General features: G+C 31.2%; 10 protein-coding genes and 3 pseudogenes. 8 read left to right on the top strand and 5 right to left on the bottom strand.

The features are described 5' to 3' along the window. The first annotated feature begins 88 nt into the window (after window positions 1–88). Both GVY01_RS10465 and cstB read left to right on the top strand, forming a co-directional pair. Window positions 89–1,156: a DsrE/DsrF/DrsH-like family protein gene (locus GVY01_RS10465; RefSeq protein ID WP_159333759.1), complete on the top strand. Its 1,068-nt coding sequence runs from the start codon at window positions 89–91 to the stop codon at window positions 1,154–1,156. Window positions 1,157–1,175: 19 nt separating this feature from the next. Then, window positions 1,176–2,504, top strand: a complete 1,329-nt coding sequence (gene cstB / locus GVY01_RS10460; protein ID WP_159333758.1) for a persulfide dioxygenase-sulfurtransferase CstB — start codon at window positions 1,176–1,178, stop codon at window positions 2,502–2,504. 88 nt (window positions 2,505–2,592) lie between these two features. Here the strand turns inward: cstB and GVY01_RS10455 are convergent. Then, window positions 2,593–2,829, bottom strand: a pseudogene (locus GVY01_RS10455) (hypothetical protein); the annotation flags it as partial. Between the two features lie 220 nt (window positions 2,830–3,049). On the opposite strand from GVY01_RS10455, the pseudogene GVY01_RS10450 reads away from it, so the two are divergent. From GVY01_RS10450 to GVY01_RS12645, 6 genes and pseudogenes are all read left to right on the top strand, one after another. Next, window positions 3,050–4,603 (top strand): annotated as a pseudogene (locus GVY01_RS10450) (BCCT family transporter). A 169-nt stretch (window positions 4,604–4,772) separates the two neighbouring features. Continuing rightward, window positions 4,773–6,311 (top strand): sodium/proline symporter PutP, encoded by a 1,539-nt coding sequence (gene putP, locus GVY01_RS10445; protein WP_159333757.1) that lies wholly within the window; start codon window positions 4,773–4,775, stop codon window positions 6,309–6,311. 534 nt (window positions 6,312–6,845) lie between these two features. Then, window positions 6,846–7,196: an SAUGI family uracil-DNA glycosylase inhibitor gene (locus tag GVY01_RS10440; RefSeq protein ID WP_047211156.1), complete on the top strand. Its 351-nt coding sequence runs from the start codon at window positions 6,846–6,848 to the stop codon at window positions 7,194–7,196. Between the two features lie 86 nt (window positions 7,197–7,282). Continuing rightward, entirely contained in the window at window positions 7,283–7,594 is a 312-nt protein-coding gene (locus GVY01_RS10435; RefSeq protein WP_159333756.1) for a DUF960 family protein, read from the top strand. Window positions 7,595–7,609: 15 nt separating this feature from the next. Continuing rightward, window positions 7,610–8,113 (top strand): DUF1643 domain-containing protein, encoded by a 504-nt coding sequence (locus GVY01_RS10430; protein WP_159333755.1) that lies wholly within the window; start codon window positions 7,610–7,612, stop codon window positions 8,111–8,113. 15 nt (window positions 8,114–8,128) lie between these two features. Next, window positions 8,129–8,350, top strand: a pseudogene (locus GVY01_RS12645) (hypothetical protein). 424 nt (window positions 8,351–8,774) lie between these two features. Here GVY01_RS12645 and GVY01_RS10420 read toward each other — a convergent pair. From GVY01_RS10420 to GVY01_RS10405, 4 genes are all read right to left on the bottom strand, one after another. Then, window positions 8,775–9,257, bottom strand: a complete 483-nt coding sequence (locus GVY01_RS10420; RefSeq protein WP_089589865.1) for a YdhK family protein — start codon at window positions 9,255–9,257, stop codon at window positions 8,775–8,777. A 19-nt stretch (window positions 9,258–9,276) separates the two neighbouring features. Beyond that, window positions 9,277–10,710: a multicopper oxidase family protein gene (locus tag GVY01_RS10415; protein ID WP_017636308.1), complete on the bottom strand. Its 1,434-nt coding sequence runs from the start codon at window positions 10,708–10,710 to the stop codon at window positions 9,277–9,279. Between the two features lie 14 nt (window positions 10,711–10,724). Then, window positions 10,725–12,788 carry a heavy metal translocating P-type ATPase gene (locus tag GVY01_RS10410; protein ID WP_201294210.1) on the bottom strand — a complete coding sequence of 688 codons (2,064 nt, stop codon included), beginning with the start codon at window positions 12,786–12,788 and terminating at the stop codon, window positions 10,725–10,727. A 633-nt stretch (window positions 12,789–13,421) separates the two neighbouring features. Then, the gene (locus GVY01_RS10405; RefSeq protein ID WP_236549873.1) at window positions 13,422–13,862 is read right to left on the bottom strand and encodes an antibiotic biosynthesis monooxygenase family protein; all 441 of its coding nucleotides are present in this window, start codon (window positions 13,860–13,862) and stop codon (window positions 13,422–13,424) included. Window positions 13,863–13,865 lie beyond the last annotated feature (3 nt).

Genomic DNA, 13,865 nt, shown 5'->3' with positions numbered 1-13,865 from the left:
TTTATTTTGTCAAATACCTGTGGGGGTATTTGACAAAATATCTAATCTATTATAAAATACCCCCATAGGTATTTAAAAGGAGGCTATTATGTCACAATATAAAACGAAACACATTAATGATTTCACTAAAAAAGAATTACAAGAATTGGGTTCTAAGGGTCAATTAATTGACGTTCGACAGCCTGAAGAATTTGAATTAGGACACATTAAAAATGCTTTATTACATTCAGTTGAAAATATAGAGACTTTTAAACAAAGCAAAAATAAAACTTACTATATCTATTGTAAAAGTGGTAATAGAAGTAGAAAAGCCAGTCAATTTCTTGCACAACGTGGATACGATGTGGTGAATTTAGACGGAGGTTATACCGCATACGAACAACAACATCATAATGATAATTTATCTAAAGTAAAAGAAGATAGAGAAATTAAAGATAATCGTAAGATGTTCAATTATAGTAATCTACAATGTCCAGGACCTATTGTTAATATTAGTAAAGAAATCAAAAACATCGCTATTGGTGATCAAATAGAAGTTGTTGTGACTGATCACGGATTTTTAAATGATATTAAAAGTTGGGTCAAACAAACTGGACATACACTTGTTAGACTCAATGATTCTGGTAATGAAATTCGCGCTATTATTCAAAAAGAAGAAAATAAAAATATAGAAGTGACACACACGAAAAGTGGAACAACGATTGTTTTATTTAGCGGCAAGCTAGATAAAGCAGTTGCAGCAATGATTATTGCTAATGGTGCTAAAGCCGCAGGGAGAGATGTAACCATTTTTTGCACATTTTGGGGCTTAAATGCACTTAAAAAAATTCAAAGTCAACGTATTAAGAAAAAAGGTATTGCAAAACTTTTTGACTTCATGCTTCCAAATTCACCAATTAACATGCCTATTTCTAAAATGAATATGTTTGGTTTAGGCAATCTAATGATGCGTTATGTCATGAAAAAGAAAAATGTCGATGATTTACCTTCTCTTATCAATCAAGCAGTTGAACAAGGTGTTAAACTTATTGCTTGTACAATGAGCATGGATGTGATGGGCATTACAAAAGAAGAATTACGCGATGATGTAGAATACGGTGGCGTAGGTGCATATATTGGATATACAGAACAATCTAACCATAATTTATTTATATAATTAAAAAAGGAATGATATTATGTTTTTTAAACAATTTTATGATAAACATTTATCTCAAGCATCTTATTTAATCGGTTGTCAAAAAACTGGAGAAGCCATGATTATTGATCCTATTCGTGACTTATCTTCATATATTCGAGTTGCTGATGAAGAAGGTTTAACCATTACTCATGCAGCTGAAACACATATACATGCAGATTTTGCTTCAGGAATTAGAGATGTTGCTATAAAGTTAAATGCTAATATTTATGTATCGGGTGAAAGTGATGACACATTAGGTTATAAAAATATGCCTAACCACACACATTTTGTTCAACATAATGATGATATTTATGTAGGAAATATAAAATTAAAAGTGCTTCATACACCTGGTCACACGCCAGAAAGTATAAGTTTTTTACTTACTGACGAAGGTGCTGGAGCACAAGTCCCAATGGGACTATTCAGTGGTGATTTTATTTTTGTAGGAGATATCGGTAGACCTGATTTACTAGAAAAAGCGGTTAAAGTAGAAGGATCATCTGAAATAGGCGCTAAACAAATGTTTAAATCTATTGAAAGTATTAAAGATTTGCCAGACTATATTCAAATTTGGCCTGGTCATGGTGCTGGTAGTCCTTGTGGTAAATCTTTAGGTGCTATTCCAACATCTACGCTTGGTTATGAAAAACAAACGAACTGGGCCTTTTCTGAAAATAATGAAGATACCTTTATCGATAAACTCATTTCTGACCAACCTGCACCACCACATCATTTTGCACAAATGAAAAAAATTAATCAATTCGGTATGAATTTATATCAACCTTATACGGTTTATCCAACTACAAATACAAACAGATTAACTTTTGATCTCCGCAGTAAGGAGGCTTATCATGGTGGACATATTGAAGGTACAATCAATATTCCATATGATAAAAATTTCATCAATCAAATTGGCTGGTATCTAAACTATGATCAAGAAATTAACTTGATTGGAGACTATCACCTTATTTCAAAAGCAACACACACCTTACAACTCATTGGATACGATGATGTTGCTGGATATCAATTACCTCAATCTAAGATTCAAACACGTTCCATTCATAGTGAAGACATTACAGGTAACGAATCACATATATTAGATGTACGTAATGATAATGAATGGAATAATGGCCACTTATCTCAAGCAGTTCATGTACCACATGGCAAACTTTTAGACACAGATTTACCTTTCAATAAAAATGATGATATTTATGTACACTGTCAATCTGGCATTAGAAGTTCTATAGCTATTGGTATTTTAGAACACAAAGGTTATCACAACATTATTAATGTAAACGAAGGTTATAAAGATATACACCTTTCTTAATAATTATATATTTATACTAATGAAGAAGGACTATAAGTAGTTAGATATAGCTTATAGTCCCTTTTTATATTATTAGATAAACTAATAATTAATCATACTTATTTTCATGTACACTCATTTCCAATCTCAAATACAATAGCACATCATTATTATCAAATCCTTATTTTACACGCTTATGAAAGTCACTTATACCTTCAAACACTTTTGCTTTAACATGTTTGCCATGTTCGTCTCGTTCAAATGGTTTATCATATTGTTTTATAAATGAAGATATTATATCTAACTTTTCTGTAGTTATAATATTTTGAGTATTATTATAAAAATTGTAAAATAACATATTATCATCTTTCATATCTAAACGGATGACATCATCGCTACGCTCCCCTCTAAGGTGTAAGCGCTTTTTCTATAATAGTATTACTATTTCTTATTTAAAACTGAGCACATAAAAAAACTTAAAACTTTATTTTTAAAATATTCAATAATTTATTAATAAATTAAATGTTTGTGAAATTTTAACATTTATATTGATATTTCTCCCATATATGTTAGTCTTTTATACAAATGTATTTGTGTTTGCTTCAGCCATTGTAGGACTATTGGTTATTATTGGTGCTATATTCCCTAATCAATTTGGATCAATTTCTGGAGCAATTGGTAGTTTTATTACCGAAACATTCGGTTGGTATTATATGTTTCTTGTAAGTATTATTCTTATTTTTTGTATCATTCTTGTTTTCCATCCAATCGGTAAGCTTAAATTAGGGAAACCCGATGATAAACCTGAGTTTAATACTATTTCATGGTTAACAATGCTATTCAGTGCAGGTATGGGAATCGGTCTTGTATTTTATGGTTCATCTGAACCAATATCACATTATTTGTCTCCACCAACAGCTAGTTCAGAAACACAAGCTGCTCTAGCAGAATCGATGCGCTCCAGTTTTTTACATTATGGACTGCATCCATGGGCAGTTTATGGAATAGTAGCATTAGCACTTGCATATACTCAATTCCGAAAAAATGAGTTAGGTTTAATTTCTCGAACATTACGTCCCATTTTTGGTAGTAAAGTAGAAGGTCCATTAGGAACGATTGTAGATGTCTTATCCGTCTTTGCTACTATTGTTGGTGTTGCTGTATCACTTGGTGTAGGCGCAATGCAAATTAATGGTGGATTGAATTATTTATTTGGCATTCCAAATAATAAACTCGTTCAAGGTATTATTATTTTTATTGTTACAATCTTATTTTTAATTAGTGCTTGGAGTGGATTAAGTAAAGGTATTCAATATTTAAGTAATCTAAATATGGGATTAGCTGCAGCATTACTTATTATTATTTTAATTGTTGGACCTACAATTTTAATTATGAATATGTTCACTTCTTCAGTTGGTTAATACTTAAATACACTTATTTTCAATAGTTTCGATGTGGCTCCACTTAATTCACAAAAACATGAGTGGCTGCAATCATGGACGATTTATTATTGGGGTTGGTGGATGAGTTGGTCTCCATTTGTAGGTATCTTTATCGCTCGTATTTCAAAAGGCCGCTCAATACGAGAATTTGTCATCGCCGTTTTAGGTGTACCTACGATTATTAGTATGTTCTGGTTTACTACTTTTGGTGTTACAGGTATTGAAATCAGTAAACAATCAAAGCATATTTTTAAAATGCCTCCTGAAACACAACTATTCGGTATATTCAATGAAATGCCTTTTGGTACAGTATTATCATTTATTGCAATTATTCTAGTAGGCTCATTTTTTATTACTTCTGCTGACTCAGCTACATTTGTATTAGGCATGCAAACATCGTTTGGACGTTTAAATCCTTCATCCTTTGTTAAAATCGTTTGGGGTATAATGTTATCTGCTATTGCATATGTACTTTTACTTGCTGGTGGATCAACAGGTTTAAATGCACTGCAATCAGCAGCAATTATCTCAGCACTACCATTTAGTATTGTCGTTATTTTTATGATGATTTCATTTTTCAAAGATGCCAATCAAGAAAGAAAATTCTTAGGTTTAACCTTACAACCTGATCATCAACGTACAAAAGAATATATCCAGTATCAATCTAAAAATAAATAAACAGTCTCAAAACATTTATTAGATTTTTAGTTACTCAAATAAAAAAAGAGTCATTTTTATGACAAATTGAAAGAATTGCAATATTTAAGTATTAATACAAATTAATATAAACACCTTTAAATTATATTAATTGTATGTAACAAAAATAAATATAAGGGAGTTATTTAATATGTTTGTTTTAGCTACATCTTTATCAAGCCAAGTGAATCTTGACTGGCGAACATATATCATGCTTGCAGTATATTTTCTAATTTTACTTGTTATTGGATATTATGGTTATAAGAAGGCAACCGGAGATTTAAGTGAATATATGCTTGGTGGAAGAAATATAGGACCTTACGTCACTGCATTATCTGCTGGAGCTTCAGATATGAGTGGTTGGATGATTATGGGGTTACCTGGAGAGGTTTATACAACAGGTTTATCAGCAGCATGGTTAGCTATTGGGTTAACTATCGGAGCTTATGTTAACTACATCCTTGTAGCACCAAGACTTCGTGTGTACACTGAAAAAGCGAATGACTCAATCACATTACCTAACTACTTTACACATCGCCTTAATGATAATTCTAATATTATTAAAATTATCTCTGGTGGTATTATTGTTGTATTCTTTACACTATATACTCACTCGGGTATGGTTTCTGGTGGTAAATTATTTAATAGTGCGTTTGGTCTAGATTATCATACTGGTCTTATTATAGTTTCGGTGATTGTTATTGCTTATACATTCTTTGGGGGGTATTTAGCAGTATCATTAACTGACTTCTTTCAAGGTGTAGTTATGTTAATTGCGATGGTTATGGTACCTATTGTAGCCATGATGCAGCTCGGAGGTATTGATGCTTTTTCTCAAGCAGCAGATTTAAAACCGACTAATTTAGATTTATTTAAAGGTACTACTATTGTGGGAATTATTTCTTTCTTTGCTTGGGGATTAGGTTACTTTGGGCAACCTCATATTATAGTACGATTCATGTCAATCAAATCCGTTAGTCAATTAAAAACTGCCAGAAGATTTGGTATTAGTTGGATGGCTATTAGTTTAATTGGTGCTGTATGTGTAGGGTTGATAGGTATTGCTTTTGTTCAAGATAGAGGAGTTAAATTAAATGATCCAGAAACACTGTTTATTTTAATGGGCCAAATTTTATTCCATCCATTGGTTGGTGGTTTCCTTCTTGCAGCAATTTTAGCAGCTATTATGAGCACAATCTCCTCACAACTACTTGTTACTTCTAGTTCACTTACAGAGGATTTCTATAAATTAATTAGAGGCGAAGAAGCTGCAAAAAAACATAAAAAAGAGTTTTTATTAGTAGGTCGATTATCTGTTCTTATTATAGCAATTATATCTATTATAATCGCATGGACTCCAAATGATACTATACTTAATCTTGTTGGTAATGCATGGGCTGGATTTGGTGCAGCATTTGGTCCACTGGTATTACTATCTCTCTATTGGAAGGGATTAAGTCGTACAGGAGCTATTTTTGGTATGATATCAGGATCAGTTGTAGTCATTATTTGGATTGTTTTTGTGAAACCATTAGGAGAATATATTGACTTCTTTAATTTATATGAAATTATTCCTGGATTTTTAACAAGTTTAATTGTGACTTATATCGTAAGTCTTATAACTAAAAAACCGAATAGAGATGTTGAAAAAGAATTAGAAGAAGTTAAAAAACTTGTAAAAGAAAAATAACATTTTATCATTTAAAGAGGTAGAACAAGAAATCGTGGTTCTATCTCTTATTTTTTTATTTACAAATTTCATTTTATTGAAGTATATAGTTTTTATCAATTTCAATAACACTTATCTAATATGGTAGCAAATTGGCATTACCTATCTACTACTACACGATGCTTATATTGAAATTGCTAAAGAACATCCCACGATGATTTTTTACCGGGAAACAAATGGGATTTGCAGATTCGAAGAAGCAGAAGGATTGTGCAAGCACAATCCCAAAATCTCGTTATTTTTTACAAATAAATAATATATATAAGGAAGCAGAGAGATACACTCATCATTAATACGTATAAATAATGAGTTGATTGTTCGTCAAAATAGGCGGGATTCCGGTATTTCCTTGTCATACCAATGTTTTTAGCGGTTTTTTATATGTAATTTTCTCTTATTCTCACCGGGATTCGTAATAAATGACAAATCAAATATATATTATCCCAATGATGTATATCAACTACATCACTATCACACTATCTAGGAGGCAATGATATGAAAACAATCACTCAAGAACTCAAACAATATATAACTCGTCTTTTCCAACTATCTAAAAATGAAACATGGGAATGTGAAGCGTTAGAAGAAGCAGCAGAAAATATACTTCCTACTCGTTTTGTAGACCATACCCCACTTGCTCATCTTACACTTGAAACTTATACCTACTATAACAATGAAATACATGAGCTAAGTATCTATCCATTTCTTATGTACGCCAATAACCAACTCATCAGCATTGGTTATTTGGATTATTTTGATATGGACTTTCTCTACCTCACTGATATTAAAAATACGATTATCGATGAACGTCATCTACTAAAAGAAGGAGGGAATCGCCATGAATAATTGGATCAAAGTGGCACAAATATCTGTTACGATTATTAGTCAAGCAATTATCATCATGAAAGAAATTCAAGATGAGGTAAAATAATATGAAAATCAATCGATATATCACAAGAGGCATTAGTGAACAACTATCTCTAGAGCTTCAAATATTACTTTGGAATATGGTGAAAGAAAGAGATAATCACCTCCATACAGATTACCTACACATTTTTAGACTACAAGAAGATAAGAATATATTGTCAATCACACATGAACAAAAACAACCCGCGTACAAATTGAAATATCACTATACAAACTATGTAAAAAATCAAAATGCACTACCTAAGAAAGTCTACGTCATCCGAGAAGATGATGTAGACGCTTTTTATTATGTGATGCTTTTGCCAGAAAAATATTAAAAGGAGTAACGATATATGAATACAATTAAAAGTACAATATACACAGAAGCGATATTTAGCGGAGATAAACAACACCGCTACTTACTCAAGAAAACATGGGATGAAGAGAAACCCGCTTGTACAGTGATAACGATGTACCCTCATTTAGATGGTGTATTATCACTCGATCCTACTACTGTTCTCATTCTTAATCAATTAGCGAATTCTGAACAATATGGCGCTGTATATTTAGTGAATTTATTTTCGAATATTAAAACGCCTGAAAATCTCAAACATATCAAAGAACCATACGATGAGCACACAGATATACACTTAATGAAAGCGATAAGTGAAAGTGACACAGTGATTCTAGCTTATGGCGCCTATGCGAAGCGGCCTATTGTCGTCAAACGTGTTGAGCAAGTGATGGAAATGTTGAAGCCTCACAAAAAGAAAGTTAAAAAACTCGTTAATCCAGCAACAAATGAAATCATGCATTCACTAAACCCTAAAGCACGTCAAAAATGGACATTAAAATAAAAAGGAGGGTTATCTATGAACCGTGAAACTACACAATCAGACTGGTGAACGGTTGCTAATTGTTTAGCGTCACAAAATTATATATCAATAGTAAAAGGGCTAGTACATCACTTCACAGCAATTGAAGATGAAGAAATATTGGGGAAAATCTATGAAGATTTTATGAATGACGATTGTATTACAACGGTACTTAATAATGATTTACAGACAATTATTAACCATTATCTATCAAAATGAAAACTATATTCTAATAAAACTAGAGCATCCTTCACTTTGCAGTGAGGGATGCTTTAGTTTATCCATTATTTCTCATTTTATTATTTTTTAATGCATTTTTATTACCAATAAATCTTACCAAATTATAATCCAACCTTAATTTAAAATTTTTATTGCTATAATTATAGCATAAAAGATAACTACTAAAACTGAAAAACCGCATCACTTATGATATGCTTCTGCGTATCGGTTAATGATGTGGTTTTTAATTATATAATTTCAATTAATAACGTAATGAACAGTTTTTTGATAAATGTTATTCTTCTAAAATTCTTTTTAATTTACACACTAAAAAATATCCTCCTTAACAATAATAAGTTATTTAAATTATTGATTAAGGGGGATATTTTTATATCTATTTATTTCTCAATCTAGAACTAGATTTTTATCGTGCTTTCAGTTCATTTACTGTCATCCATTTATGATTTTTAATGATTTTACCATTATCTTTGGATTTGTAATCAACTACGTAAACAGTAGTCTTTTTCACGTTATCTATATTGGCTGTAGCACCTTTCATATCAGACATATGACTTGCTTCTAATTTAACAGTATCGCCCTTACTAAATCCATCTTTAGGTGCATCTTTGATCTCTTCGTTTACGACCCTTTTATGATTGTTTACTTTTTCATTTCCACTTGTGGGTTTATAACTTACAACATAGGCATATGTTTTATACGCACCTTTTACAGTAGCTTCTGCACCTTTCATACCTGGCATATGTCCTGCTGTAATCGTTACTTTATCTCCTACTTTAAATTCACCTTCATTAGTCGATTTCATATCTTCAGGAACTTTACTTTCATCATTATGCTTCATATGGCTCTCACTTTTTTGGTCATTAGTGTCTTTATCTTTTTTCATCATATTAAAATTTCCCTATTGATTAGTTTGTTACTTTTACTTGACCCATCATTCCATTATCTTCATGCTCAAGTATATGACAGTGAAACATGTATGTTCCAGTATTTTTAAATACAACCTCTATTTTAGCTTTTTGTCCAGGTTCCAAAGATATAACATCCTTTTTACCCCTCATATCTTTTGGAGGTTTCTCCCCATCCACAGATAAAACTTTAAATTGCGTTCCATGGATGTGGAAAGGATGTTTCATACCACCCATTTTATCTTTGACGTTTTCAATTTCCCATACTTCTTTCTGGTTTAACTTTTGTGTAAAATCTATTCTGTTAGGATCGAATTTATTACCATTAATGGTAACATTATCATTCATACCTTCTAATTTTATTTTCTTACCTACTTTTGGTGTATTACTTTTGTTAGAACTTTTCTCTTTGTTACTAATCGGTAAAATTACAGTTTTATCATTATCAACCAGACTGATTTTCTCGCCTTTCATTTTAGATAAATCTATTACTATTTCTTTTCTTTCTGAAGGAGCTAAATTAATTTCTTTTAATTTTTTAGCGTTTTTTAATTGACCGCCATCTGAAGCAATATACTCAAAACTTTGATTATTACTTAGCTTAAGATTTAAATCTCGAGCATTAGAACCATTTAAAAGTCTCAAACGTATTTTCTCTTCTTTTGCTGTAAGTTTGGGGTTTACTATTCCGTTCACAAGAACAGTATCACCTTGAGTGCCATCTTCGTCTTTCGTTTTTGAATAATTTAATTTTTTAGATACAAATGTTTTATCTTGGATTATTATAGGCAAATCATTTTTTCCATAATTACTAGGATAATTATTCTTTTTACTATCTTCTATATATAATAATCCTGATAAGCCATTATAAACTTGTTTAGCTGTATTTGGAGAGGGGTGGGGGTGATACCATAACGTAGCAGAATCTTGATTAACCTCAAATTTTATAGTTTTTTCTTTTCCTGGTTTTATAACCTGAGAAGGCCCTCCATCCACTTTTCCATTTACTTCTAATCCATGCCAATGAAATGTTGTATTTTCATCTAAGTTATTTATTAACTTAATTTTAACTTTATCTCCTTTTTTTAATTTTAAAGTTGGTCCAAGTAAATTTCCATTGTAGCCTAGAGTATTAGAAAAATTATTTTTGTAAAACTCTGTCTTTCCTTCCTGAGCTTTTAATGTATAATTTTTATAACCATTGTTATCTTTTTTTGACTCTGCAACTTTAGGGAATATTATTTCATTTTTTCCTTGTGAAGAATTTAATTTCTTTCTTTCGTCATGATGTTTCATATTTGTCATATCCATTGTATTTTTCTTATCTTCTTTCATATTCATCATATCATTCTTACTTTCTGCGAAAGTATCATTAGACGCAATAATTGTTATGGAAAAAATTATAATTAAAATTGCAAAAACTTTATTATACATAAGGTTTACCTCTTTTATTTTAATTTTAATGTAAAAGCATTAATCGCTACTATAACTGTACTTAAAGACATTAATATTGCTCCTACAGCTGGTGATAAAATCAAGCCGATAAATGCTAAAATACCAGCTGCTAAAGGTACAGCAACAATATTATAACCTGCACCCCACCATAAGTTTTGCACCATTTTTCTCATAGTATTATTTGAAAGGGTCAAGAAATGAATAATATCTGATGGATTACTTTTAACAAGTATGATATCACCTGAATCCACTGCAACATCTGTGCCTGCACCAATTGCTATACCAATATCGGCTCTTATAAGACTCGGCGCATCGTTGATACCGTCTCCGACCATCATGACTTTATTACCGTCACTTTGATAATCTTTTATAATGCTTTCCTTATCTTCTGGCATGAGTTGTGCGTGGACATCACTAATACCTAATTCTTTTGCGACAGCGTGTGCCACTTCATTATTATCACCTGTAAGCATGACTGGTGTAATATTTCTTGATAGTAAATCAGCTACCATTTGTTTTGAGCTTTCTTTAATTTGATCTCCTTGAGCAATCATGCCAATGACTTGTTGATCCTCAATTAAATAACTGATTGAATTACCTTGTTGAGCTAATTTAGTAAACAAGTCATTGTCATAATTAAGTTTATGTTTATCAAGATAAGAGACATTTGTTATTTTATATGTTTTATTATCAATTAGACCTTCTAATCCGACACCTGGAATATTATTAACGTCTTGTGGGTTAGTAAATGAAACATTTTTACTTTTCGCAAAATCAACAATACTTATAGCTAATGGGTGATTAGATTGACTTTCTAATGAGGCGAAAAGGCTTAATATTGTATCATTACTCAAATCATTTTTAAAGCTCTCATAATGATTCACAGAAAAGTTACCCTCAGTTAAAGTACCAGTTTTATCCATCATTACATAATCGATATGTTGAGCTATTTCTACAGACTCTCTATTTTTAATAATTAAACCGTTATGTGCACCAATTGAAGTAGAACATGCAGTGACTAAAGGTATTGCCAAGCCTAAAGCATGTGGACAAGCAATGACTAACACAGTTACAAGACGTTCTAATGCAAAATCAACATCATTTTGAATGAGCATCCAGACAATAAAAGAAATCACGCCAACACTTACAGCAAAGTAGAATAAATAACCCGCTACTTTATCAGATAACAATTCAGCACTAGATTTATCATTTTGTGCTTGATTAACAAGTCCCATAACTTGAGAAAGATATCCATCTTCTCCCACAGCTGTAACCTTGACTTGTATTGTTCCAGACCCATTAATAGAACCCCCGATGACGTTGTCATTTTGATTTTTTTGTACTTTTTTAGATTCTCCAGTGACTAGGGATTCATCTATAGATGTTTGTCCTTGAACGATAATACCATCTGTTGGAATACTTTCTCCGGCTTTTACTTCGACGATATCATCAGTCATGATGTCTGATATTTTAACTTCTTCACGTTGGCCATTATCCATAACTTTAATAGCACTATTAGGTAACAGTTCTGCCATTTTCTTTAAAGCATCTCCAGCATTTCCGACAGCATTCATTTCTATCCAATGTCCTAATAGCATAATTAAAATTAAGGTTGCTAATTCCCAAAAAAAGTCCATTGTATGACCAGTTGCACTACTAAAGTTATTCATATAAAAAGCATACAAGCTATAAATATAAGCTACTGAAATACCTAGGGCAACTAAGGTCATCATGCCTGGTTTTTTTGTAGCAATTTCATCTTTACCACCAGACAAGAACGGTTTACCACCATAAAAGAATAAAATTGTACTTAATATTAACACTACCCATTCAGAACCTGGAAATGTGAATTGAAAAGGTAAGTTAACACCCATCATTGGCGATAAAAGAATGATAGGTATTGCAAAAATTAATGAAACAAAAAACTTAACTTTAAAATTTCCATGATGATGTGCATGGCCACTATGATGATGATGTGAGGCATGGTTATCATGATGCATTTGATTAGAATGATTCATGTGATTTTGATGATTATGCGCTTCACCATTATTATTCAAATTAACCCCTCCTAATGAAAATGTTATAGTAAAGTTACTTATACTATAACATATACCCCAATGGGGTATAAATAATTTCGATTTATCTCCATTTATGGATTTATTTATATCATTCTGAAAATGATGTCTATACGTCCTACATTAGACCTTGTCATCGATGTTTAAAATAAGGTTTTAATTAAAAAATCTCATCTGAATTATCGCATGACAATACACTCTGACCAAGGTTAGCATTATCAACACAAGTCATATATTAATATGCTTAAAGAAAATAACGTATTTCAAAGTAGGTCTAGAAAAGCAAATTGTCTAGATCATTATTTAAAGAAGCCAGTAAATGAATTCATAATAAACTCATTTACTGGCTATTCTTCTAGTATTTATATTCAGTCTTTTCAAACTATATTAATCATTTTTTAATTCTTAAATTCTACGCCACAATAGCTGCATTTTATTAAAGATACTATATATTCAATCAATTTCAGAGTGAGTTATATACAACCTCATTTATAGTATGAGTCTGCTTATCAGTGATTTTGCTAAAAATTTTATATCGCTTAAAAAATAGACAAGTTAGTATTTAAATAACTCGCCTATATGTTTTCAGAAATATCATTTAATTCAAAAATTATGTTATTTAAATTCTAAACTAATATTAAATGATAGGTTTCTGTTTACAATAGATTTATCAGCGCCTTGTTTGGTTCCTCTATTTTTATGGGATGTTTTATATTCCTGAGACTCTTGCCAATGTTTGTAAGCTGCTTCGTCTTGCCAAAACGTAATGATAACATGATGTTCATGTGTACTATGTGGCTTTAGAAATAATAGATTTTCAAACCCTTCAGTATTCTCTAGATGTTTATCTCTATTTAAGAACACACGCTCGAAGTCTGCCTCTAAACCAGGATTAGCATATAAATGGTTTAAAACTGCATAACCATATTGTGGCAAATCATTAATTTGTTCTAATATAGTATAGTGGTATGTCACATTAAATCTATTAATAGTTACCTCATTATTATTTTTGTCTAAATAAATACGATGTATTTCATTTTTTAACAAATGAATCACTCC

This window comes from Staphylococcus sp. 8AQ (genome assembly GCF_902506595.1).
GTDB classification, from domain to species: domain Bacteria; phylum Bacillota; class Bacilli; order Staphylococcales; family Staphylococcaceae; genus Staphylococcus; species Staphylococcus pasteuri.
This window is presented reverse-complemented; position numbering and strand designations above follow the sequence as displayed.

What these genes read in the sequence shown, in the direction of transcription:
- GVY01_RS10465 (WP_159333759.1), top strand. Translation starts at nt 89, where the DNA reads ATGTCACAATATAAAACGAAACACATTAATGATTTCACTAAAAAAGAA.
- cstB (WP_159333758.1), top strand. Translation starts at nt 1,176, where the DNA reads ATGTTTTTTAAACAATTTTATGATAAACATTTATCTCAAGCATCTTAT.
- putP (WP_159333757.1), top strand. Translation starts at nt 4,773, where the DNA reads ATGTTTGTTTTAGCTACATCTTTATCAAGCCAAGTGAATCTTGACTGG.
- GVY01_RS10440 (WP_047211156.1), top strand. Translation starts at nt 6,846, where the DNA reads ATGAAAACAATCACTCAAGAACTCAAACAATATATAACTCGTCTTTTC.
- GVY01_RS10435 (WP_159333756.1), top strand. Translation starts at nt 7,283, where the DNA reads ATGAAAATCAATCGATATATCACAAGAGGCATTAGTGAACAACTATCT.
- GVY01_RS10430 (WP_159333755.1), top strand. Translation starts at nt 7,610, where the DNA reads ATGAATACAATTAAAAGTACAATATACACAGAAGCGATATTTAGCGGA.
- GVY01_RS10420 (WP_089589865.1), bottom strand. Translation starts at nt 9,257, where the DNA reads ATGATGAAAAAAGATAAAGACACTAATGACCAAAAAAGTGAGAGCCAT.
- GVY01_RS10415 (WP_017636308.1), bottom strand. Translation starts at nt 10,710, where the DNA reads ATGTATAATAAAGTTTTTGCAATTTTAATTATAATTTTTTCCATAACA.